The following is a 24,084-nucleotide window of genomic DNA, read 5'->3' on the forward strand; positions in this document are numbered from 1 at the left end:
ACGCGTTGTCCAGCACGTAGCATGAATCCCCATCGCTGCAGTCATTTTGCGGCTGCATCAACAGGCATCCGGTTTGCCAATCACCAAAAGGATTATTCATGCGTGCGTATCAAATTTATTCCGTTCCCGTTCCCCGTCGTTCCATCAGTCTGGTCATCGGTGCCTTGTTCAGCAGCCTGGTGGCACCGGCTGCGTATGCACAACAAACGGAGATCGCTGCTGCGGATACCGTCATCGTTACCGGCACGCGCAGCATCAAGCGCACGGTTTCCGATTCCGAAGCACCGATCGATATTCTGACCAGCAAAGATTTACAGGCCAGCGGCACTGGCGAACTCGGAACGGCATTAAGCCGCTTGCTGCCATCCTTGAATTTTCCGCGTCCTGCTGTTGCTGACGGCACATCGGCCAGCCGCCCCGCACAATTGCGCGGCTTGTCGCCGGATCAGACGCTGGTGTTAGTCAACGGCAAGCGCTGGCACACGACAGCGATTGTCAACGTCAACGGCACCGCCGGGCGCGGCTCTTCCCCGGCAGATCTGAATACCATTCCGATTTCTGTAATTGAAAAAGTCGAAGTACTGCGCGATGGCGCCGCGGCGCAATACGGTTCAGATGCGATTGCCGGTGTGATCAACATCATCCTCAAAAAAGGTGCTGAAGGTGGCGAGTTGCAAGCGGGCGGCGGGCAATACAGCAAAGGCGATGGCACGCAAGGCGCACTGAGCGCCAACTTCGGTGCACATCTCGGCGACAAAGGCTGGGTGCGTTTTACCGCTGAACAAAAATATCAGGGCGAGACCAACCGCGCCGGTGCTGATCTGCGTAATCCGGCCGAGCCCTTGTATGGCAAGGTCACGCAAAAGCAAGGTGACCCGAAAGTACAGCAAACTAATCTGGGCTTGAATGCGTCTTTGCCGCTGAATAATGATCTGGAACTGTATGCGTTTGCGAATATCAGCCAGCGTGATTCCGATGCGGCGGCAACCTGGCGTACCGCGTACACCAGTGGCACGAACTTACGCACACCGCTGTATCCGCAAGGGTTTTTACCGAATGAAGTGGCGAAAAATACCGATGTGTCCACTGTCGTCGGAATCAAAGGGCGGGCCGATGGCTGGCGCTGGGATGCGAGTGCGAATTACGGCTCGAATGAATTCCGCCTCGATGTGAATAACAGCGTCAACCTCAGTTTAGGCGCGGCCAGCCCGACCAGTTTTTACGCCGGTAAATTGAAAAATTCGCAGACACTGGCAAACTTTGACGCCGCTAAAGAATTTGAATTTGCCGGTCTGGCAAATCCGCTGACACTGGCGGTTGGTGCTGAATACCGGCGCGATCAGTATGAGATCAGCGCGGGTGAGCCGAACTCGTATTTCGGCAGCGGTGCGCAGGGTTTCTCCGGTTTTCAGCCATCGAATGCAGGCAGCTTTAACCGCCACAGCACATCGGTGTATGCGAACGTCGAAGCTGAGCTGACTAAACAGCTCAGCGCTTCAGTCGCGCTGCGGCATGAAAATTACAGCGATTTCGGCAGCGTCACTTCCGGTAAATTATCGGGTCGTTTTGCGGTCACGCCGGAATTTGCGTTACGCGGTGCGGCGTCTAATGGCTTCCGCGCACCATCGTTAGCCCAACAGAATTACACAATTTCAACCACCAATCTGATCACCATTAACGGTACGTCGCAACTGGTTGATACCGGCACTTTCGGCGTTGCCACGGCAGCCGCAAAAGCCTTAGGTGCGAAGCCGCTGGAAGCCGAAAAATCGCGCAACTATAGTCTGGGTGCGGTGTTGCAACCGAATAAAAATATCTCGCTAAGCGTCGATGCGTATCAGATCGATATCGATAACCGCATTTTGTATTCCGGTAATCTGGTGTTGCCCGCCGCCTTGCAAAGCGTGTTGGCGAAACAGGGCGTGCTGGTCGGTGCGGCGCGTTATTTCACGAATGCGCTGGATTCACAAACACGCGGTGTCGATATCGTCGGCACATATCAGCTGAGCCTGACTGGCAGCGATAAACTCGGGCTGACGCTGGGTTACAACCACAACAAAACCACGGTCAGCCATGTCGCGGCAAATCCGGCGGTACTGGCGCAAAATAATCTGTTGCTGATTGACCGGCAATCGTTGTTGCGCGCGACGGATTCTGCGCCGAAAGACAAGCTGACATTCAGCGCTGATTATGCCGTCAATCAATGGACGGCACGTGCGCAGGCAACGCGTTATGGCAGCTTCGTTTCACCGCAGAATAATGCAACGCTGGATCAGACTTATGGTGCGAACGTGGTCGTTGATATTTCCGCCAGCTATCGCGTCGGCAAGTGGACGCTGACCGGTGGCATCGACAATCTGGGCGATAAATATCCGGATCAGGTGACTTCGAACGGCAACCTGAATACCGGTGGCACTTTGCCTTACAGCACCTTCTCGCCTTACGGTTTCAATGGTCGTTATTTCTATGCGAAAGCGGCTTACGCCTGGTAACCGGCAGCGCAGTCTGCAGTATGAAAAAAGCCGGAATAAAATCCGGCTTTTTTACGCGTTTTTTTATATTTTCGGGGGAGTATATAGCAATTTCGCATTATTCTCAGCGTCAATACTGGGCTTTAAAATATACTCCTCCCAGTATTTTAAAGCCAAAAAAGTCGTTTTTGCGCCTGTTTTCAGCACATTTTCAGCTTGCTTTTAGTTATAGTAGCTCACACTTGATTTGACAACAGGTGTGCGATTAAGGGGTTTGTAAATCTGCCCAAAGCGGACGTTAAGAGCAATGGTTGCTGTCTTGCCTTGTTAAGAGTAGCAACATCGTTTGCTCTTTTTCCCGCTGCCACAGGGGCATGGGTCATTGCGCCCTATCTTTTTAGCCTTAAACTTAGGCAAAGCGATCTGCTTGGTGGAGCTCCCTCTTCGCAGCGTTTTAAAAAGTTCTGTTGCCTCTAATTCAGGGTCATGAGTCCACGGCCCCGAAATCTGTAGGCCAAAACGAATTTGCCCAGAGTGAGCGTCTAGAACAAGACCAAACCAACTTTCCGCGCGCTCCAGGTACTTCCTAACTTCGCAGTGAGCCGCCAGCCGCTGTTCAGCCTCCTCTTGTGACAACAGGTTCACATGAATCGTCAGCCCCGATTTACCATTCGCAAGTGGAACCGATACGTCATGCTGTCCGCCGTCCATCATGGTTCTGCGCATGATGTCCTCTATAATCTTGCTGAGCGACACGAACGAATTTTCGCCAATTTTCAATATCTGAAAACCTAGAGCTAGCATCGCAGGATTGGGCTGCCTCTCAATCTCTTTAATCACTTGGCCTAGCCGATGCTGCTGCAGACGCGTCAAAATGCCCGGTGGAGTCCACGGACCAGGAACATTTTCACGCCGAACCAACATCGATAGATCAAGTCCCGTTCCCACGCTGTCTTCAAGATGCATATATGTGAAACCATCCTGCACCCAAAGATTGCGCTCCAAGTGGAAGCCCAGAATATTCAGTTCGTGGTTCGCAATCACGGTCTCGTGATAACTTGATCGGCGATCCAGATAGCTTAAAAAGTACAACGGTGTGTCCAGCATTTCAGCCATGGCGTCCAAATGGAACACATCCATCACAAATGGCGTAGCCAGCTTTTCCACGGACTCGAATTTTAAATACTGGCGAGCTTGGGCAGATAGCGCGGGGTAATGATCTGCGATTAAGCAGACAACATAAATGCGACTAATCGTGGCGGGTTTGGTCAACTGAACCCCATTCGCATCCTCTAAGCGGACAGATGGGTCCAGCAACAATTTCCCATAGTCATAACCTTGATCGCACGCCTTCTGCACTGCATCGCCGAAATCGCTCAGCAGTTTGGTCTCGTTGCCCTTCCTAGCGGCTGCTGTCAACTGCTTCGATTTCGCTTGTACGACAATCGCCAAGTCGCCAAAGAACACCAGCGCGTCGAATTCCCCCAGTACAGTGTCCTTGGTACGCAACAGATTGACGTTCACCTTGACGTTAGCTCGCCCAAATACGCTGACGAGCCTAGCTTCAGCGAAGTTTTCGGTGAACGCTCCACGATTTTCCTGTGCGATCGGCTGGTAATTTTTATCTGACAAGATCCAAAAGAAAGGTGCTTGGTATAACACTTCGCTCAAATCATAGATATTGAACAAAATGTAGCGGTCATCACGTTTAATGAGTGGAAGTATTGCCGCAATATTACGGTCGTCCACCGCATTAAACTGAGCGTTGCGGTTTCCTTCGGGGTAAGCGAAGGTGGTCAAGATTTTCTCAACCGTCTCCATCGGCAGCTTCAACTTAGCGACGACCTCCGCCGCACTAAACTCATACCCTGGCAAGAACGTTTGAGAGAACGGGCGCGTACGGTCGGTCGAGTGGAAAATATCCGTACTTTTCTCGTTCAACAAATGGCCCACGACCTTCACCACAGCGGCGGCGTCCTTTATGGAAAAACCCATGTGAGCCATGATCCAGGGATCGTCCCGTCCATACCGAAGCGGCGCGAGGTCACGATAATGAAAGGCGTAAGCAGACTCTCCTCCATAGAATATTGCCTCCCGCATCGTCTCGCCGCTTGATAAGGCGTCGTTCAGATCATTGACGTCAGGAATTTCCCCTTTCTCTTTGGGGCGCAACGACCTCCACATGGCGTCATGAATCTTTTCTAACAAAAGCTGGCTATGCTCGACATAGCTTTTGAGAGTAGCCTCATCTGGCAATACGTAGTTGATTTCGCGCTTGACCATCAGCCCGATGAGCACGTTTACCTCATTGCGCACCAGCCGATCACGACTATGCAGGGGCACCAAATCATCTATCTTCATTTCACCCGCATACGCAATCAAATTATCACGCGTATTGATATAGGCAATCGCATGAATGAAGCCAGGCGCAACACAGAGACCTTCAAGTTCCTGAAATAGCTCACGCTCGGATTGCTTCAATGCTTGGTTTGTCGTCATCCTTGACCTTTATTTTTACTAAAACTTTAAATCATCTGGCAGTTGGTGTCTGGTCAAGTCCTAGCTAGTACATTTTTAGTTTACCTGTGACAAAAAATCGCCCAGATATTCCAGCAAAATTCCCGGCTGTTCGAGTGGCGACATGTGGCCGCAATCGTCGATGATGCGGAAAGTCGGATCAGGCAGCGCGGCGACGATGTCTTCGGCTTCCTGCAAGCGCCGCATCTGGTCTTTGCGGCTGGCAACCACCAGCACCGGACACGCAATCTGCGCACAATCGGCGTGCCCGTCTTGCCGGATGATGCTTAACTGCTGCATGAAAATATCCGCGCCCAGTGTCAGCGACATTGTTTGCAGATGTTGCAGTAACACGGCGTTGTCGCTACGCGCCGGGTGCAGTGCGCGCTTCAATGCGGTGATGGTCTGGCCTTTATACGGAAAGACCTTGAGCATCTTGATTTGCTGCTGATTGCGGGTGATTTCTTCGGCGCTGGTGGCGCGCGCCGAGGTGTTCAGTAACACCAGCTGACTGACGCGTTGCGGCGCTTTCGCAGCAATACGGCGGGCGACATAACCGCCAAGAGAAAAGCCGATTAGCACACATTTTTCCGGCAAATCCGCAATGATGCGATCCGCCATCGCGTCGATGTCGGTGCCCTGATTGAGATCAGCAAACGACACCGTGCCGAGTTGCTGCAAGCCGCCCAGCACTTCCTGCCACAGGCTGGCATCGCACATGAAGCCGGGAATCAGCACGATATGGCGTGGCGTTGTGGTGGCGTTTTCTGAGCTGTGCGTGATGTTCATTTCTGAGCTTGTCATGACTGCGATTTCATTTCATTCAATGCGGCTGTGGCAATGTCGTTTACCGTGCCGAAAGCATAACGCTGTACCAGTTGAAATGGCGCGCCCGTTGCGCTTTCTGTGAACAGCGCAAGGCCGTTCAGCTGCAAAGGCGCATCGATCGTAAAGAAGTTTTGCGCTGCCTGCCAGATCGCCTCTGCCTGATCCGCATGAGCTGACTGATGCAAGGCATCGGTCAGCGTCATATGGAAACGGAACTCTTCTTCGGTGTACGGATAACCCCAACGCTGCAAGAGTTGCATTTGCCGGTCACTCAGTGGGTGCCGCTGGCGGCGCGCGATGTCGGCTGCACTCAGCGGTGCGCGGAAGCTGTCGAAGGTACTGACGCAATCCATCGCTAACCGATTGATCGCGCTGACGTCGCCATGCGGACGCAGCGCCAGAAAATTTCCCATCCATTCGACTCGCGGTGCCGGAATGATCAGGCTGTGCTGTTGTCTGCAAAAATCACGCAGGGCAGCATTGAGTTGCGCGGGTGTGCAAGCGTCCGCAAGCCGGAACGGTGCTTTCAGCGTCGCATGAAAACCATAACGGCGGGCATCGCTGGTTAGTTGTTGAAAAGCGGCCGCAGTCACGCCCTCGCACGCAGTTTGCGGCAATGATGTTGCTGAATCTGGATCACGCCCAAGCCAACGGCAGCCAGCCTGCCACCACGGGCTGTTGGGTTCCGGCGCAAAATACAATGCGTAACGTGTTTGCAGAGGGTGGGTGTGACTGGTCGCGCTCATCGGATGTTTTTCTCAGTGTTTGCATGTTCATTTTTTCGTCATCCATCTGCACCCGGCGCGCAGCCTTGTGATGTGATGATCGATGACTCAGCGGCCGTTTCTTGAATTTCTACAATTTTTCAAATTTTTCAATACAGAAAATCAAAGCCTGCGCCTATTCCAGAAGAATATTTTGTGCCTGATATGACATAGTATGAGGTGAATGCGTTGTCATTCATCATTCTTATTCCATAGGACTGACGCAGAGTTTCCCCAGCAAGGTATGGCGACGAAGACAGTACGAATAGTACGGCTAGGAGTCATAACGCTGCTCGGGCAGCTTTGCGTCAGTCCTGTATCTGAAAACCGGGAGAACTCATGATAGATCACCTCAGCACTTATGCAACAGATTATCCGGCAACGAAAACATTTTATGCAGCCGCTTTTGCCCCATTGGGATATACCTTGCAGACAGAATTTGTCGCTGAATGGAATCCCGGTTTTCCGACGCAGCGCATGTGTGCGTTCGGTGTGAATGGAAAGCCGACATTCTGGATCATCGAAACCAAAGAAAAATCGACGCCACGGCATGTTGCCTTCAGCGCTGCCTCGCGCGATGCGGTCGATCAGTTTTATGCAGAGGCGCTGACGCACGGCGGCAAAGATAACGGACAACCCGGCCTGCGTCCGCATTATCATGCCGATTACTACGGTGCTTTCACGATAGATCCTGATGGGAATAATGTCGAAGCCGTGTGCCATGCACCGCTGTGAAACAGGCAGTAAAGGAATAAAATGATTTCACAAAAAGCAGTGCTGCGGGTGGCGCGACCCACCGATCATCTGAGTGTGATCACCAAAATGTATATCGACGGCCTGGGGTTTGTTTTGCTGAGCCAGTTTGCCGATCACGATGGCATTGACGGTGCAATCATCGGCCATCCCCAGCACAGCTATCATCTGGAATTTACTCAGCATGCCAGCTCGCATGCCGACTCGTATGCATGTAAGGCACCGAGCCCGGATCATTTGCTGGTTTTTTATCTGCCTGATGAGGCAGAATGGCAGCATGCCTGCGAGTGCATGCAACAAGCTGGCTTTTTGCCGGTGCGATCGGCGAATCCTTTCTGGGATGTGGCCGGTAAGACGTTTGAAGATGTTGATGGCTACAGGGTGGTGTTACAACATCGCGCATGGACTTTGTGACGATCTGATCGCCGCAGCAAAAATCGCAGACACAACCGGTATTTTTTCTCCCGGATTTTTCAGATTGTTCACCGCTTTTCAAGGATGTAGTACTTCATGAATTTTGCTTCGCATACAGCGTTCTCTATCCGCAACGCGCGTGTCGTCACGGCGGATCAGGTGCTGACTGGCGGTATCGTCGTCAGTCACGGGCGTATTGATGATGTTAATTCAGGCGCGGCAATGCTGACCGGGGCTGACTGGGAGGGTGATTATCTGTTACCCGGTCTGGTGGAATTACATACCGATAATTTAGAAAAGCATTTAATGCCGCGCCCGAAAGTGAGTTGGCCGGTGCTGCCCGCCATCATCGCGCATGACGCACAGATCGCCTGTTCCGGTATCACGACAGTGCTGGATGCGATCGCTATCGGCGATATCGACCCCGACAGCGTGCGTACTCAAATGATGCAGGCCTGCGTACAAGGACTGGCCGGTGCCAGGCAGGCGGGCGTACTGCGCACCGATCATTTTTTGCATCTGCGGCTGGAGCTGGCAGAGGCGCGTTTGCTGGAATTATTCACACCGTTTTTAAATGACGAACACTTGCGGCTGGTGTCGCTGATGGATCACACGCCGGGGCAACGACAATGGACCGACCTTGAACATTACCGCGTCTACGTCACCGGTAAACGCGGCTGGACGCACCAGAAAGTCGATCAGATGCTGGAAGTGCTGAGCGATCGCCAGCAGCAGTATGCAGAACAAAACCGGGCGCAGATCGTCAGGCTATGCCGCACACAGGCGCATGGTATTCCGCTGGCGACGCATGACGACACCACCCATACCCACGTACTTGAAGGCGTGCGCGACGGCGTGACGATTTCTGAATTTCCAACCACGCTGGCGGCCGCACAGTTTGCGCATCAGCACGGCTTATCCATCGTCATGGGCGCACCGAACCGGGTGCGTGGCGGCTCGCATTCCGGCAACGTCTCTGCGAGTGAATTAGCGCGCCATGATTTGCTCGATATTCTGTCGTCAGATTATGTTCCCGCCAGCTTGCTGCACGCCGCTTTTTTATTGCAGGAAGATGGTTACTCTTTGCCGAAAGCCGTCTCCACCGTCAGCCTGCAACCCGCACGGCAGATAGGTTTGCAGGATCGCGGTCAGATCGCCCCCGGCCTGCGCGCCGATTTTATCCGCGTCCGCATCGTTGAAGGTATTCCTGTTGTGATGGGCGTCTGGAGGCAAGGTCTGCAGATCGCGTGAGTTTGCCTTACCCTCTTGCACGTCATTTTCAGGCTGTATTCTTCTCATGCCTACCGCTCGACGAGCGCTGTTTCCGAACTGGATATAGCATTCATCAGAGTGTCAACAAAGTGTGAAATTACAACACTTGAGCAACTATTTTGCACTGATAAAAATGTCTGTATCGCTAACTAATTCTGGGTAGTCTGCCAAGCTTTACTCAGGCATACGTATTGATACGTATTGCATTGCGGAAATTTTATGCGATTGATTTATGTTGGAAATCAAGAAGCCACTTTGTTTTTTAATTTATATTTCCAATTGACAACTATATGGTGCGCGGTTACGTTCTCAGCACGAGAAAATCTGCCCTGCTATTTGCGGTGTCAACCTGCCGGGGTGTTTAATAAAATTGGAGATAAAAATGCGCATTCGTTCGCTACTGAGTAGTCTTGTATTGTGCCTGTGCGGCGCAGCATACGCGGAGGAGCCGCCGATCAGGATCGGGGTCATCGGCCCGTTCACCGGCAAATCATCAACCGATATGGGTGAGAGCATGCGCGGTGGTGCGCGTGTATTTCAGGCTGATCTGAATCAGATTGGTGGCGTACTCGGGCGCAAAATCGAACTTGTCGAACGCGATGACCAGGCCAAGCCAGAGCTGGGTGTGGCGATGGCAAAAGAGTTGATAGAAAAAGAAAAAGTGGTAGCGGTGGTTGGTTTTGCGAATACGGGTGTTGCGCTGCAGGCGGCAAAAGTATTTCAGGATGCAAAAATTCCGCTGATCGTCAGCGTTGCGACAGGCGCTGGTTTAAGCAAATTCATGCCGCCAGCGGTTCCGCACAGTTATGTGTTCCGTTTATCAGCCAGCGACAGTATCCAGCCGGTTGCGATGCTGCATGATGTGGTTGATAAACGTAAGCTGACGCAGATTGCCATTCTGCATGACGACACGCCTTATGGTCAGTTCGGTAAAGATAATCTGGTTGCTGAGCTGCAAAAACGCAAGCTGGCACCAGTCAGCGTGCAGAGTGTGAAAATCGGTGAGCAGGATATGACCAGCCAGATGACGCAGGCGAAGCAGGCTGGTGCGCAGGTCATTATCTTGTATTGCCTGTCTTCGGAAGCAGCAGCGGCCGCCAATAGTATGAGCAAGGCAAAAGTCAATCTGCCATTGGTTGGCAGCTGGATTTTGTCGCAAAAGAGTTTTGCCGATACTGCCGGTAGCAATGCCGAAGGCGCTCGTATGCCAGTGACATTTATCGAGAGTGATTCCACTCGCAGCAGTAGTTTTTCTTTATCTTATCTGCGTTTGAATAATGCCAAAATTATTACTTCCGCTGTAGCTGCGGCGCAGACCTATGATGCCCTGCGTTTGCTGAGTCTGGCGATCATGCAGGCGAATTCAACCGAGTCGGAAAAGATCAAAGAAGCGCTGGAAGACATGAAATACGAAGCCACCTCGACGGTCGTGACACGCTATAAAAAGCCGTATTCAAAAGCAGATCATGAAGCGATTACGCAATCAATGGTCGTTATGGGCGAAATTCGTAAGGGTAAAGTGTCGTATGCATATAAAGAGGATGCCAGCAGCGGTCTGATTGTGCGTACTAAATAATTCAGAAAGCGCCTGACTTTTCTGCAAAGGCAGCAGGCAGCTTACTTTTCGGTCGTTTTAACAACCGTCACAGTACAGGCTGCCTCTGCCACGACCTGCGCGGAGACACTACCCAGATAGCGTCGCAGAGCAGACGTGCCGCGCGAGCCGATGATGATGTGATCGACATCGTTGTTGTGCGCATATTCAATGATCGCACCTGCCGGGTCCGGTGCCTCAATCACGTGAAACGTAATTTTGTCCGCGCTGATATTCAACGGTCTGGCCCAGTGTTTGAGATCAACCAGTTGTTTAACGTGGATGTTTTCGCCCTGTTTGATCAGGCTGTCATCCATTCCTATGCGGCTGGTTTTGCGTATGGTCAGGCAGGCCAGCCTTGCGCCGGGTTCGGTCTGCAGCATTCGCCGCGTGATATTTCTCAGATTTTCTGCCAGTGCTTCGGAGCCGCGGGTCAGATCCAGCGCGGCAACGATGATCGGTGCCTTGGCTAATTGTTCCGAAATACTGTGTTGCAAGACCGGTTCTATGCCTGAGGCTTTCAGGCGGCGTTTGATTACAGACAGATAGCCATCTTGTTGCGCTTTTTCTGCGCGCTCGGTCAGCGTCAGTTGTTCAGGATACTGCAGCAAAAACGCTAACTGTGAGGCCGTGTCAAAGCGCGCCGCCGGTTCTACTTCCAGACAACGCAGAATAATTTCCTGCAACCAGGTCGGGATATCGGCGCGGTGGCTGCGCGGTGGAATCGGGTCGCGGTATAAGCGTTTCTTTAAACCTGAAACAGAGGTCGGATGACCGAAAGGCCGTTCGCCCGTCGCCAGATGGTAGAGTAAAACCCCGAGTGAAAATAAGTCGCTGCGCGGTTCATTGCGTACACCCAGCACTTGTTCCGGTGAGATATACGGCCCCGTGCCCATAGGCAGGCGAAACTCTTCATCCAGCAGATCAGGCAGGCGATCATGCCGCGATAAACCAAAATCGATCAGCACCGCCACACCGTCGCGGAACATGATGTTGCTTGGTTTGATATCGAGATGAATCACATTTTGCCGGTGTAAATCCTGTAAAGCATTCGCGACTTTAATACCGATCGTGACGACTTCGCTGATCGGTAACGGCGCTTGCTCAAAACGACTGCGTAAGGATTCGCCTGCAATCTGTTCCATCACGATATACGGCTGCGCATCAAAATCACCGGAGCCGAAAAACCGCGGCACGTGTACACCTTTGAGCTTAGGTATGATCATCTGTTCGACTTCAAACGCGACGATGGCGGTCGGGTCATCAGAAGAATACAGCAGCGGCACTTTCATGATCAATGGCGGTACACCGTTTTCCAGCCCCGGCTTACCCACATGACGCTGGCGCAAATCGGTGACGCGCCAGAGTGCAGCCATACCGCCGGTATGTAATTTTTCTTCTAAGCGGTAGCCATCAAATTCCATTCCGGCCTGCAGGCTGTGCGGGCTCATCTTAATTTCCTGTCAGCAGACGGGATGCCAGCGCAGGTGGCAGACCCGCACGCAGAATTTTTGCCGAAGCGGTTTCGTGATCGTAAGGAACACGGTAATAGGTCAGCTCCAGCGTCTCGGTATCAAAGGTCGCGTAACATGCCGCAGGGTTACCGTCACGCGGTTGGCCGACGGACCCGGGAATAACCAGCCAGCGTCGTTGCTTGCTGAGCGGTATGCCATTTTCCGGCGTTGGCAGAAATTCCCCGGTTTTTCCGGTCAGCGTCATGTGATACAGCGTCGGTATATGCATGTGCCCGCAAAAGGTGATCGCTGCTTTCGACGCATGCATGCTGCGCATGGCTTCCATCACGCCATCGATGTATTCCCATTTTTCCGGCGCCCAGGCATTGGCGTGGACTAACAGCAGATCTTGTAATTCAATCCGGTAGGGCAGCTTTGCAATGAAATCGATTTGTGCCGGACTCAACTGAGCACGCGTCCATTCAATCGCCTGACGCGCGGTTGGATTCATGCCTTGTTTATCTTCCTGCAGAATCGCGACGTCGTGGTTGCCCATCAGAACGTAAGCGCCTTTGCTGACATAGTCCATCACAGTCTGCACGACCCAGGCAGGATCAGCACCGTAGCCTATCAGGTCACCAAGGAAAGCATAGCGCGTTACGTTTTGTTGTTCTGCATGTGCCAGACATGCGGCAAATGCTTCGCGGTTCGCATGCAGGTCGGTCATCAGCGCGAGCAGCATAGGTCTCTTCCATTTATATAATTGTGAGGACTGACGCAAAACCGCCTCAGCGGTGTTGTGGCTTCTGGCCGTACTATTCGTACTGTCTTCGTCGCCATTCCTTGCCGGGGCAACTTTGCGTAAGTCCTGTTAGTTTTATCTGTCTTGCGGCTATCATTTTAAGTTAGCTGGCTAACGGCCAGCTTACAAGCATATTTTTAAGCTTATTTGGGTAATGATGCCTGATATTGATGATAGCCGCGTGCACGCAATTCGCAGGCCGGGCAGGTACCGCAACCATGACCCCAGTCGTGCAATTGACCACGTTCACCGAGATAGCAGGTATGGGTATCGGCGCGGATCAGATCAATCAGGTTGCTACCGCCGAGCTGTCCCGCAAGTTCCCAGGTTTGCGCTTTATCTATCCACATCAGTGGTGTTTCCAGTTTGAGGTGGGTTGCCATGCCCAGATTCAGCGCAACCTGAAGAGCTTTCATCGTGTCATCGCGACAATCCGGATAACCGGAAAAATCGGTTTCGCACATGCCGCCCACCAGTACATTCAAGTCGCGGCGATAGGCGAGCGTGGCCGCTACCATCATGAACATCAGATTGCGCCCCGGTACGAAGGTATTCGGCAAGCCATTGGCCTGCATTTCGATGGCGATATTTTCCGTCATCGCCGTATGGGATAATTGCGAAATCAGTGACAGATCTATCATGTGATCTTCGCCCAGCCGCGCTTGCCATTCTGGTGAGAAACTGCGGATTTTTTCCAATAAGGTCGGACGTACCGTCAACTCGATGGCATGGCGTTGCCCATAATCGAAACCGATGGTTTCCACGTGGGCATAACGCGACAATGCCCATACGAGACAAGTGGTAGAGTCTTGCCCGCCGCTGAACAACACCAGCGCACGATCGTTATTACTAAATTTATTCATTTTGCAAACTAAAATAAGGATGGATGAAGCAGGGAGAAACCCTTTGTACTTCATTCTGTCATGATGGTAAGGTTCGTGTGAGATGAATGTTATCGCAAGCCCATGAGTTTTCCTAAAAAATTTCTATCCTCTTCGTTTTTGTCGGTCATCGATCAGGGCATGCTGAGTGCCCTGAACTTCTGCATTGGCGCTCTGCTGATCCGCCTGGTAGATAAAGACGATTATGGTCTGTATGGTCAGTTATACGCGGGCGGACTGCTGGCGGGTCTGATCGTTGATTCATGGATCGCCGGGCCGTTGACGACGGTTGCCAGTGCGGTGCATGAAAATACCCGCAAACTTTTGTTGCGCCGTTACTGGCAGCGGCAGATATTCTGGACCGTGGCGATGGGTTTAGCCGCGTTTCTGATCGTCGAATTTGTCCCGGCCGCCACGCATCATAGTAATAAAGGCTGGTTAATGGCGGGCGCGTTCGGCCTCTATGTGATCGGCAATGGCCTGCGTGAATACGGTCGCACTGTCGGCTTTATACAATCCGATATTCACAGCGTCTTGCGGCAGGATCTGGTGTATGTCGCGGCGGTGTTGGCGGGGATGCTCAGTTTATATTTATTTGAAGTGATCGATGTTGCCCATGTCTTTATCGTGCTGGCCGCATCCTCATTTCTGTGCGCGCTGTTTGGTCGCCATCGCATCATGGATCGTACGGCAACGCAGGTCAGTCAGGTTGATGCGGAAGACGCTGATATTTTGCATGAACATCAGGAAACCATACGCGGCCATGGTCGTTGGGCGGTACTGGGCGTCATCGTTGGTTGGCTGTCGAATTACAGTTACGTCTATCTTTCCGGTGCATGGCTGGGGCTGGCCGCGATTGCCGACTTGAATGCATCGCGTTTGTTGCTGATGCCCATTCCGTTGGCAGTGGCAGCCTGGTCCCGGGTCGCACGACCAGAAGCGAGTCGTCTGATGGCAGAACATAACTGGAGCGGCCTGCGCAAGCTGACCATCGTTTCTATCTTAGGCATCGAACTCGTTGTGTTTGCGTATGTGGGCGCGATGTTGCTGACTTTGCCGTGGCTGGAAGCGTATGTGATCGGTAGCAAATACAGCGGCCTCGGCCCTTTGATTATGCTGTGGGGCGGCTATTTCGCAATCAATTCTGTACGCACGATAGGAACGTCATGGCTGATGAGCGGCGGCGCTTTCCGCTCTATGTTTTTTCTGGGAACGGTCACCTTGATACTGGTGGTGCTGATTACCTATCAGGCGATTCCGTATTGGGGCGCTGCCGGTGCGATCTTTGCGCTGATCGCTGTTGAGTTGTTTGAAATGGTGGTGGTCTGGAAATATATTTTGCCTGCTTTACAGAAGCGCCCTAAGCCACAATTGCCCGCATAAAAAGATACGTGGTTGCGGTTTTTGTCCTTGTTTAAGGCATTTCATGACCGGCTGGAGACCCAATAAATACGCGGGGTTCCAGCGGTCATTCCGGCCATACTCTTCGCCTTATTTCTTCACGCTTTCTATGATCTGATCAACATAGTCGCCATCCGCATCGCTGAATTTCAGACGTACCGGATACCAGTCCAGCGCGGGTGCGAGCCAGATATCGAGCGCCTGATCTTTAGAATCCGGCGGCGGTGCTTTACTGATATGAATCGTGGCGAATTCACCCAGCGGCGTGCTGGTTTTTTCACTTGCCAGCACTTTGAAACTCCAGGGCTCGGCATCGCGACGTCCGGCGACAAACATTTTCCATTCGCTGCCCGGTTTGAACTTATCACCAGCGGCACGCGCATACGCAATCAGTTGCCAGGTGGCGCTCGTTCTGTCTTGCTCGCCGCCTTTCAGCGTGTAGGTTTCATCTGATGCGGTAAAGCGCAGGGTTTTGCTATCGTGCTCGAAGCTGGTAATCGTTTCAGGTTTGCGAAAACGTTTCTCGACAAATTTTTCCGGCGCCAGACCGTAATCACTGATATGGCCCTGACTGCTGGCATCGAGGATTTTACCGACCAGCATTGCACGCGTTTCCGTCACGATGCTGAATTTTTTGTCGCTGACTTCCCATTTGACAGTCGCTGCTCCACCCAAAGGAATGCCGCTTTGCTTTGCCTTGATGGTGTAAGACAGCTCGGCCGCCGGTGGCAGATTAAAGGCCATCTTATTGAAGTGTTCCGTCGTGCCTGCGTTTGCCAGCGTGGTGCCCAGCGCCGCGTAGATAAGTACAGAGGTGATCAGACGAAGAGAAAAAGGGTGGGCCATATCATTTTCCAGAAGTGGATTGAAGCTGAATTTTACTGACCGTCTGTGTCGTGACGGCGCCGTTCGTTTCAGTATTGCGAATTTGTACCGGATACCACTGATACGCAGGTGCGAACCAGAGTTCCAGCGTGGAGTTATACAGTCCTGTGCGGGGCGGACGCTTGACGTGCCAGGTCATGATTTTGCCGAGAGCCGTCTCAATTTCTTCCTGGCCGATGACGACAAAGATGAACTGATTTGCGTCACGATCTTCGGCAACCTGTACCGAAATTTGTCTGCCCGGCTGAAACTGTTCCGGCGAGGCGATCCCTAATCCCGCCAGTTGCATAAAGATTGTCGCCCGGTCTTGCGCGCCTTTGCTCAGCTCGGTGTTTTTATTCGATGACGAAAAACTGAGTTGATTGGCATCGTAATCAAAATGCGTGGCCGTTTCGCTGCGCCCCCGCCGCGTTTCACTCATGCGCTTAGGTTGTATGCCATTCGCGGAGAGACTGCCTTCACTTTGCAACTTATACAAATTCAGGCTGGTGAACAGCAAATCCAGCGATGCCTGCACCTGCATCTGATATTGCCCGTCTTGCGCTTGCCAGCTGATTTCACCGAGACCATATACCGGGTTCATGTTCGGCGAAATGCGTACGACTTTCATATGCATTTTCCCGGATGGCGGCGCAGTGATTTTCAGCCCGGCTAATTCGGTCACCTGATTAGCCTCGTTATCGGCGCTGGCGCTGGCTGTTGATGCCGCTATTACCGGTGCGGGTTCTGCCGCAGGTATCTCTTGCGCCGGAGAGGCTGGCTCCTGAGTTGGTGCGGGTTCGGTGACGGCTGTTGGTGCAGATTCTGTATCGCCCGGTGTCATTACGGGCGGCGTATTTTCCAGAGCCTGAGCTGGTTTAGCTGCTGTGGTTACCGGTTTTGCCGCTTTGGCGCTGCGTGCCGGTGGCTTAGGGATGACGTTTCTGGCGGGCTCAACCGCATGTGCGATAGCGGCAGGTGCTTCTTTAAACTGGACTTCGATGCTGTTGTTAGGTGTTGCTGCTGGCTTTTCAGTGACCAGGCTATCCGACAGTAAATGCCATAAACACAGATGAAAAACGATCGCCATGCCTGTGAAAATCAGGGCGCGGGAGCGGAATTTAACAGGGGAAGTGGCAAGGACAATGCTGTTCATGGCGACAGTGTAAACGCTTGTCGCTTTAGCTGCGATGACATCGCAGGAATTTTATACGGCGTAGAATGCCGGTCTTTGCTTCAGCACTACTTTTAATTATTAACCTTTGCTTATGACATTTTTTCTGCGCATCACAATTGCGGCATTTTTGAGTCTGCCTTTTTCAACATCGTTTGCCGTAACGTCTAAAGAGCCTCTGCCACCGATACGGATTGCGATGATCGATGGTATGAGTGCGGCGTTCACGAATGCCGGCGAGGCGGTACAGCGTAATCTGCAAATCGCGATCGACAACATCAATGCGCGCGGCGGTATCCGCTTGCCGGATGGTCAGCATCCACTGAGCCTGAGCGTGTTTGATAACAAGCAGGGGGTGGAAGAATCCCTGACCTTATTGCGACAGGTGACCGATCAGAAAATTCCTTTCGTGGTGCAGGGCAATAGTTCTGCGGTTGCTACGGCGCTGATCGATGCGATCAATAAGCATAATCAGCGAGCGCCTGATCATCGCGTATTGTTTCTGAATTACTCTGCCGTTGACCCTGTGTTGACGAATGAAAAGTGCAGTTTCTGGCACTTTCGTTTTGATGCACATGCAGATATGCGTATGCATGTGCTGACTGAGGTCATCAAAGATGATAGCCGCGCCAAAAAAGTGTATCTGATCGGGCAGGATTACAGTTTTGGGCGCCAGGTCGGTAAGTCCGCGCGCACGATGCTGGCGCGCAAACGGCCGGATATCAGCATTGTCGGTGAAGATTTGCATCCGATAGGCAAGGTCAAGGATTTCGCGCCGTACGCTGCAAAAATCAAAGCCAGCGGTGCGGATACCGTCATCACAGGCAACTGGGGCAATGATCTGACTTTGCTGGTAAAAGCAGTCAAAGAAGCCGGGATGAACGTCAAATTTTACACTTTTTATGCGAATGGGTTGGGCGCGCCGGCTGCGATCGGTGATGCCGGTATCGGCCGCGTGCGGGCAGTGGCTGAATGGCATCCGAACGTCGGTGGCAAAGCGAGTGACGATTTTTATCAGGCTTTTCGCAAGCGTTATCCGTTGGCGAAGGATGATTATGTGCATCTGCGCATGCAACTGATGCTGGAAATGCTGGCGCGCGCCATAGAGCAGGCAAAAACGACCGAAGCAGCGGCTGTGGCGCGGGCGCTGGAAAATGCGAGTTTCAGCAATGGCTTTCATCAGGCACTGATGCGCGCGGAAGACCATCAGTTATTGCAGCCTTTGTACGTATCCGTCATGCAGAAAAAAGGCGATGCCGGAACCCGTTTTGACAATGAAGGCAGTGGTTACGGTTTTAAAACCGAGCGATTCTTTGAATCCGGATTGACTGCATTACCGAGCTCATGCAAGATGGAGAGACATTAGCAGAACGCTATTTCATCTTCACATGCAATGTCATCATGGCGTGCAGACAGCGCCTACATAAGGAGTACACCGATGAGCAATCCTTTTTCTGGTTCTGATATTCCCGGCATGAATTCTATGGGTGATCCGCTTGGGTTCATCAAAAAACTCTGGGGCAGTATGAATGTTCCGGGCATGGTCGCACCACCGATGTCGGTTGATGAATTAGATAAAAAAATTCAGGATCTGAAAACCGTAGAATCGTGGCTGAATGTGAATATGAATATGCTGCGTGGCACGATACAGGCGCTCGAAGTCCAGCGTGCGACGATTGCGACATTGCAATCGCTGGGTGAAAATTTTGCCCAGCACATGCAGCAGGCAAGTGCGCAAGCCAGCGCACAAACCAGTTCTGAACCTGCAGATATTCCGAAACCCGCCTCATCTAATACTTCTGATCATGCCAGTTGGCCTATGCCACCGGCAGCGGCACCAGAGCAGGAATCTGCGCCTGAGCCAGCACCTGAGCCTGAGCCGGAAAGTATCCTGCCGCAAGCAGCGGAGACCGCAGAGAAAACGCCAGGTTCCGCCTCTGGCAATGAGGCCAGTACACCGTTTGCGAACCCGGCAGCCTGGTGGAATTTGCTGCAGAACCAATTCAAGCAAGCAGTCAGCCAGGCAATGGAAGGTGATGGTCTGGCAAAAGAAACACTAGGTAAAGCGGCTGCGGGCAAGCCAACAACGAATGGACGGACAAGAAAATCTGCGACAGCTTCAGCAAAACCAGCAGTAAAACCAGCAACAAAGCCGACAGCGAAAGCGAGTGCCTCTGCTGTTGCCAAAGCAAGAAATAAAACCGGAGTGAGCAGCAAGACGGCAAGCAAAAGTACGCCAAAAACGGTCGCGAAAACAACTACGAAAACAGCAGCCAAAGCCACGACAAAAACGCCGCAAAAATCATAAATCATCTGTGTCTACTGCTACGAAAATTCAAGGTAAAGTGACGTCATGCGACATATAGAACGACACAAAACGCACCGCATAGGCTGGCTGCGCGCCGCCGTGCTCGGAGCGAACGATGGCATTGTTTCCACGGCCAGTCTGGTGCTTGGTGTGGCGGCAGCCGGAGCAGCTTCCAAAGATATTCTGATTGCGGGAGTGGCTGCGCTGGTGGCTGGCGCAATGTCGATGGCAGCGGGGGAATACGTATCGGTCAGTTCGCAGGCGGATACCGAAACAGCGGATCTGGAACGTGAGCGCAAGGAGCTGGCGGCCGATCCTGCGCATGAGCATGATGAATTGCGCGATATTTACATTGCGCGTGGTCTTGATGCGGAACTGGCGGCGGCGGTGGCGACACAACTGATGGCGCACGACGCACTCGGTGCGCATGGGCGCGATGAATTGGGGATTTCCGATGCATTGGCCGCACGACCTGTGCAGGCCGCATTGTCATCGGCAGCCACGTTTGCAATCGGTGCGGTTTTACCTTTACTGGTGGTTTTCTTATTTCCCGTCCATTGGCTGATGTGGTCGGTCGCGATCAGTGCGCTGTTATTTCTTGCTTTACTGGGATCGGTTGCGGCGTATGCTGGTGGTGCCTCTGTGACGGTGGCTGCAGCCCGCGTGACTTTCTGGGGTGCGCTGGCGATGGCGCTGACGGCGGGTGTCGGCGCCTTGTTTGGTGTTGCAGCCTGAGGCTGTTCGCAGTCTTTCCGTCGCTGTCTTGAATTATTGTGACTGCGGATCAGTGTGTCAGTATGCAAAATGTCATCAGCAAAAAAGCCCGGTCACGCCGGGCTTTTTTTAAGACTGAAAAATTGTATCAGCTAATAGCCATTGCCAGTGCTGTTTTCACATCTGCATCCGTCCAGTTGATCACACGGCTTTCCGACGTCTTACTACAGGTGAGTTTGACCTGTGTGGTTGAAACGAATTGCACGCCAACATTGACACATGTCGAACCTCCGGTACCGACTGCGACCGTGTATTGCCCGCTGGCAGGACGCTGGCTCATGTTGGACGAATCAGCATTGATGACCAGATTGCTGGAGGTGACGACCTGGTTAGCATTTCCCGCATTGCGGGCATAAATAAAACTGCTGGTCATATTCAGGCTATTGCCGTTATTGGTACTGCTACTGGAAACGGAACCTACGCTGAAGATTGAACCGGTTGTTAAGGTGACACCCAGGCGGCCATTGATCGCCTGCGTTATTTCCTTGTCCGTACTCGACGTATCATCCGTCATACTGAAACTGAGGGTGTTAATCGTATAGCGTGTTGTCCCTATACTGCCGCCATCTTTTACGACGATATTGCCATTATTTTGCAGTGTCGCTGATTTGATGGTGCCGACTTGTACCGGAATACCGGTCAGCCCGCCCAGGTAGCCGTTATCCGCTGGAAATCGGCGAACGCAGTTGTTCATCGTTGTCAGACCGGTGAGATACGAAGCACTACCACCGCCGCCGCAACTGCCGTTGTTGCCAGTGATGACAGCCATGTCGTGAAAGTTTGCCAGCATTTGCGTACCAGTCCAGCTTTCAGCGAATACCGTCAGTGCTTCGGTCAATCCGGCGCTCGTGGTTCCTGTTGTTGAGCCTGATGTCTTGCTGGTATCGTCGCCACCGCAAGCGCTGAGAGCGGCGATCATAGTGATCATAAGCAGACTGTTTTTGATAACTGGTTTCATAGACGTCCTTGAAAAAATCGGCTGACATTTCATGATGAGCAGGTCAGGTCTGCCCCATTGACAACATGGTAAGCCCGTATTGTAACGGCAATAGCCAGGATGGCAGGTCTATTCGCATAAATTCGGTCATCAGGATGAGGTTTGTGATTTGTTATTCAGTCTGCGTATGACTGCCAATGCTTCTCTGGTCCATTGTATGCGCCCTTCTTCGTAGGCGATTCCGGCTTTCAGAATCAGATAGTGAATGTCGCTTTCACGTGAAAGTGGCGGCGTGTTGAAGTCACGCTCCTCGATTTTCCGGTAATTGGCTAACTCTTGTTCATGCAGATGCAGCCGTTTTTCCAGTTCATCGCTGATTCCCAGTGGGCCAATAGCAGCCTCAGCCCGCAGTTTCAGCATCAATTCATCACGCAGACGCAGCGGGGTGGCACTTTCTGTTGTCCAGCGCTGTAATTCGGCGCGTCCGGCCGGCAAAACCTCGAATTGCTTTTTACCCGCGCGGCCGCCTTCGACTTCGCTTGAACTGACCCAGCCGTGTTCCTCCATGCGTGCGAGTTCGCGATAAATCTGCTGATGCGTCGCGTGCCAGAAATAACCGATGGATTTATCAAAGCGGCGCGCCAGTTCATAACCGGAGCAGGGTTTTTCTATCAGAGAGGTTAATAAGGCGTGGGGCAGGGACATAGCAGTACTAGAGTCATTATTCGGTCTTGTCTGTATTTTATATGCAACCAGTTGCATATATAAAGTTGTTTCGTTATTCTCTCGCTATCCCTTGCATCGTCAATTTAAGTGACTGCTACTGTTTTTCTCCTTCTCCTATAAGGAAACGCCATGTCTTTCTATCCTCACCTGAGCAAACCGCTTGATCTGGGCTTTACCACTTTGCCAAACCGTCTGTTAATGGGTTCCATGCACGTTGGCCTGGAAGAGGTCGACAATGGTTTTGAACGCATGGCAGCCTTTTATGCTGAACGTGCGCGCGGCGGCGTTGCGCTGATCGTGACAGGTGGGATTGCGCCGAATGAGCGTGCGCGCCCTATGCATGGCGGTGCGATGCTGACGACCGAAGCAGAAGCGGCACATCACCGCATCGTGACTGATGCCGTGCATCGTGAAGGCGGCAAGATCGCGATGCAGATTCTGCATTTCGGTCGCTATTCCTACCAGCCGACACTGGTTGCACCCAGTGCGATCAAAGCGCCGATTAACCCGTTCACGCCACATGCGCTGACGACCGAGGAAGTTGCGCAGACGATCGATGACTTCGTTCGTTGTGCTGGTCTGGCGCAGTCTGCAGGCTATGACGGCGTGGAAGTCATGGGTTCGGAAGGTTATCTGATCAATGAGTTTATCGCTGCGCGTACCAATCAGCGTGACGATGAATGGGGTGGCGCGTATGAAAACCGCATCCGTTTTCCGGTCGAGATCGTGCGTCGTATCCGCGAAAAAGTCGGCAGTAATTTCATCATCATCTATCGCTTGTCGATGCTTGATCTGGTCGAAGGCGGCTCAACGCTGGATGAAGTGATACAGCTCGCCAAGGCCATTGAGGCAGCTGGCGCGACGATTATCAATACCGGCATAGGCTGGCATGAAGCGCGTATTCCGACGATTGCCACCAAGGTGCCGCGTGCCGCCTATGCCTGGGTGACGCAGAAACTGAAAGGTCATGTGAACATCCCGCTGGTGGCGACGAATCGGATCAATACACCGGATGTGGCTGAGCAATTGCTGGCGGATAATTTTTGTGACATGGTCTCGATGGCGCGTCCATTGTTGGCTGACCCGTTGTTCATGCGTAAGGCGGAACAAGGTAAGGCTGACGAGATTAATACCTGCATCGGTTGTAATCAGGCGTGTCTGGATCATACTTTCGGCGGCAAGATTACATCTTGTCTGGTGAATCCGCGTGCGTGCCATGAAACCGAGCTGGTCAATGTCAAGCTGGATAAGGCCAAGCGTATCGCTGTCGTTGGTGCGGGGCCAGCTGGCCTTAGTTTTGCGACGACGGCTGCCAGCCGCGGGCATGATGTCACCTTATTTGATGCGGGTGCTGAGATCGGCGGGCAATTCAATATTGCGAAACAAGTACCGGGTAAAGAAGAGTTTTATGAAACCCTGCGTTATTTTGCGAAGCAGATCACACTGACTGGCGTCAAACTTCGTCTGAACACGCTGGTGACGGCTGGCGAATTAAACGCGTTTGACGAAGTCGTTCTGGCAACCGGCATCACACCGCGGACGCCGGAAATCGACGGTGTGACTCATCCAAAAGTATTGAGTTACCTCGACGTATTGCGCGATAAGAAAGCCGTTGGAAAAACCGTCGCGATTATCGGTGCCGGAGGCATAGGTTTTGACGTGGCGGAATACCTGAGTCACAGCGGTACCAGCCCAAGTCTGGACCCGAAAAAATTCTTCGCTGAATGGGGTGTCGATACCAGCTATCAGACAGTAGGCGGTTTGACCGAAGCCGAAATCGACATGCCTGCACGACAAATTTTTCTGTTGCAACGTAAGGTCTCTAAAGTGGGCGACGGCTTGGGTAAAACCACAGGCTGGATACATCGTACCGGGCTGAAGAATCGCGGCGTGCATATGTTTGCGGGCGTCACTTACAACAAGATTGATGATGCGGGCTTACATGTGACGATCGATGGTCAGCAAAAAACACTGCCAGTTGATAACGTCATTCTGTGTGCAGGTCAGGAGCCGCGCCGTGATTTGCAAGCAGCTTTGGAAGCAGCCGGAAAAACCGTGCATCTGATCGGTGGCGCTGATGTTGCCGCTGAACTAGATGCAAAACGGGCGATTAATCAGGGCACACGTCTGGCAGCAACGATCTGACCACA

20 protein-coding genes are annotated in these 24,084 nt (G+C 52.5%); 10 read left to right on the plus strand and 10 right to left on the minus strand.

All coding sequences use genetic code 11. The features are described from left to right. The first annotated feature begins 98 nt into the window (after positions 1-98). A complete protein-coding gene (locus tag KDM87_RS16115; protein ID WP_212680147.1) occupies positions 99-2,492 on the plus strand; it encodes a TonB-dependent receptor plug domain-containing protein in 2,394 nt (797 codons plus the stop codon). A 306-nt stretch (positions 2,493-2,798) separates the two neighbouring features. On the opposite strand, the gene KDM87_RS17815 is transcribed toward KDM87_RS16115, so the two are convergent. From KDM87_RS17815 to KDM87_RS16130, 3 genes are all read right to left on the minus strand, one after another. Beyond that, positions 2,799-4,970, minus strand: coding sequence for a YecA family protein (locus tag KDM87_RS17815; protein WP_230407829.1), 2,172 nt, complete (start codon positions 4,968-4,970; stop codon positions 2,799-2,801). Positions 4,971-5,045: 75 nt separating this feature from the next. Then, positions 5,046-5,792 carry an alpha/beta fold hydrolase gene (locus tag KDM87_RS16125; RefSeq protein ID WP_212680148.1) on the minus strand — a complete coding sequence of 249 codons (747 nt, stop codon included), beginning with the start codon at positions 5,790-5,792 and terminating at the stop codon, positions 5,046-5,048. After that, the gene (locus KDM87_RS16130) at positions 5,789-6,562 is read right to left on the minus strand and encodes a DUF1045 domain-containing protein (protein WP_212680149.1); all 774 of its coding nucleotides are present in this window, start codon (positions 6,560-6,562) and stop codon (positions 5,789-5,791) included. The genes KDM87_RS16125 and KDM87_RS16130 overlap by 4 nt, the downstream gene beginning before the upstream one ends. A gap of 357 nt (positions 6,563-6,919) precedes the next feature. Here KDM87_RS16130 and KDM87_RS16135 point away from each other — a divergent pair, with 357 nt between their 5' ends. The 4 genes from KDM87_RS16135 (at position 6,920) to KDM87_RS16150 (ending at position 10,595) form a co-directional block, all read left to right on the plus strand. Next, complete coding sequence (locus KDM87_RS16135; protein WP_212680150.1) at positions 6,920-7,315, plus strand: VOC family protein; 396 nt, start codon at positions 6,920-6,922, stop codon at positions 7,313-7,315. A gap of 21 nt (positions 7,316-7,336) precedes the next feature. After that, a complete protein-coding gene (locus KDM87_RS16140) occupies positions 7,337-7,747 on the plus strand; it encodes a VOC family protein (RefSeq protein WP_212680151.1) in 411 nt (136 codons plus the stop codon). A gap of 96 nt (positions 7,748-7,843) precedes the next feature. Next, complete coding sequence (locus KDM87_RS16145) at positions 7,844-8,998, plus strand: alpha-D-ribose 1-methylphosphonate 5-triphosphate diphosphatase (protein WP_212680152.1); 1,155 nt, start codon at positions 7,844-7,846, stop codon at positions 8,996-8,998. Positions 8,999-9,401: 403 nt separating this feature from the next. After that, entirely contained in the window at positions 9,402-10,595 is a 1,194-nt protein-coding gene (locus KDM87_RS16150) for an ABC transporter substrate-binding protein (protein WP_212680153.1), read from the plus strand. Between the two features lie 41 nt (positions 10,596-10,636). On the opposite strand, the gene KDM87_RS16155 is transcribed toward KDM87_RS16150, so the two are convergent. The 3 genes from KDM87_RS16155 to queC all read right to left on the minus strand — a co-directional run bounded on the left by KDM87_RS16155 (position 10,637) and on the right by queC (position 13,732). Further along, the gene (locus KDM87_RS16155) at positions 10,637-12,064 is read right to left on the minus strand and encodes a bifunctional serine/threonine-protein kinase/universal stress protein (protein ID WP_212680154.1); all 1,428 of its coding nucleotides are present in this window, start codon (positions 12,062-12,064) and stop codon (positions 10,637-10,639) included. A 1-nt stretch (position 12,065) separates the two neighbouring features. Next, entirely contained in the window at positions 12,066-12,809 is a 744-nt protein-coding gene (locus KDM87_RS16160; protein ID WP_212680155.1) for a metallophosphoesterase family protein, read from the minus strand. Between the two features lie 203 nt (positions 12,810-13,012). Next, positions 13,013-13,732, minus strand: a complete 720-nt coding sequence (gene queC, locus KDM87_RS16165) for a 7-cyano-7-deazaguanine synthase QueC (RefSeq protein WP_212680156.1) — start codon at positions 13,730-13,732, stop codon at positions 13,013-13,015. A gap of 102 nt (positions 13,733-13,834) precedes the next feature. Here queC and KDM87_RS16170 point away from each other — a divergent pair, with 102 nt between their 5' ends. Continuing rightward, a complete protein-coding gene (locus tag KDM87_RS16170) occupies positions 13,835-15,133 on the plus strand; it encodes a lipopolysaccharide biosynthesis protein (protein WP_212680157.1) in 1,299 nt (432 codons plus the stop codon). Between the two features lie 108 nt (positions 15,134-15,241). Here KDM87_RS16170 and KDM87_RS16175 read toward each other — a convergent pair whose 3' ends face one another. Further along, complete coding sequence (locus tag KDM87_RS16175; protein WP_212680158.1) at positions 15,242-15,997, minus strand: DUF3108 domain-containing protein; 756 nt, start codon at positions 15,995-15,997, stop codon at positions 15,242-15,244. A gap of 1 nt (position 15,998) precedes the next feature. Further along, positions 15,999-17,171: a DUF3108 domain-containing protein gene (locus KDM87_RS16180; RefSeq protein WP_212680159.1), complete on the minus strand. Its 1,173-nt coding sequence runs from the start codon at positions 17,169-17,171 to the stop codon at positions 15,999-16,001. Positions 17,172-17,283: 112 nt separating this feature from the next. On the opposite strand from KDM87_RS16180, the gene KDM87_RS16185 reads away from it, so the two are divergent. From KDM87_RS16185 to KDM87_RS16195, 3 genes are all read left to right on the plus strand, one after another. Then, positions 17,284-18,555 (plus strand): branched-chain amino acid ABC transporter substrate-binding protein, encoded by a 1,272-nt coding sequence (locus KDM87_RS16185; RefSeq protein ID WP_212680160.1) that lies wholly within the window; start codon positions 17,284-17,286, stop codon positions 18,553-18,555. A 72-nt stretch (positions 18,556-18,627) separates the two neighbouring features. Next, positions 18,628-19,497, plus strand: coding sequence for a PhaM family polyhydroxyalkanoate granule multifunctional regulatory protein (locus tag KDM87_RS16190; RefSeq protein ID WP_212680161.1), 870 nt, complete (start codon positions 18,628-18,630; stop codon positions 19,495-19,497). 45 nt (positions 19,498-19,542) lie between these two features. Next, a complete protein-coding gene (locus KDM87_RS16195) occupies positions 19,543-20,232 on the plus strand; it encodes a VIT1/CCC1 transporter family protein (RefSeq protein ID WP_212680162.1) in 690 nt (229 codons plus the stop codon). A gap of 127 nt (positions 20,233-20,359) precedes the next feature. Here KDM87_RS16195 and KDM87_RS16200 read toward each other — a convergent pair whose 3' ends face one another. After that, positions 20,360-21,199, minus strand: coding sequence for a hypothetical protein (locus KDM87_RS16200; RefSeq protein ID WP_212680163.1), 840 nt, complete (start codon positions 21,197-21,199; stop codon positions 20,360-20,362). 159 nt (positions 21,200-21,358) lie between these two features. Continuing rightward, a complete protein-coding gene (locus tag KDM87_RS16205) occupies positions 21,359-21,913 on the minus strand; it encodes a PadR family transcriptional regulator (RefSeq protein WP_212680164.1) in 555 nt (184 codons plus the stop codon). Positions 21,914-22,063: 150 nt separating this feature from the next. Between KDM87_RS16205 and KDM87_RS16210 the strand changes: the two genes are divergently transcribed. Then, positions 22,064-24,079 (plus strand): NADPH-dependent 2,4-dienoyl-CoA reductase, encoded by a 2,016-nt coding sequence (locus tag KDM87_RS16210; protein WP_212680165.1) that lies wholly within the window; start codon positions 22,064-22,066, stop codon positions 24,077-24,079. Positions 24,080-24,084: the final 5 nt, after the last annotated feature.

Origin of the sequence: Cognatundibacterium rivi (assembly GCF_018139565.1) — a bacterium.
GTDB classification, from domain to species: Bacteria; Pseudomonadota; Gammaproteobacteria; order Burkholderiales; family Burkholderiaceae_D; genus Undibacterium; species Undibacterium rivi.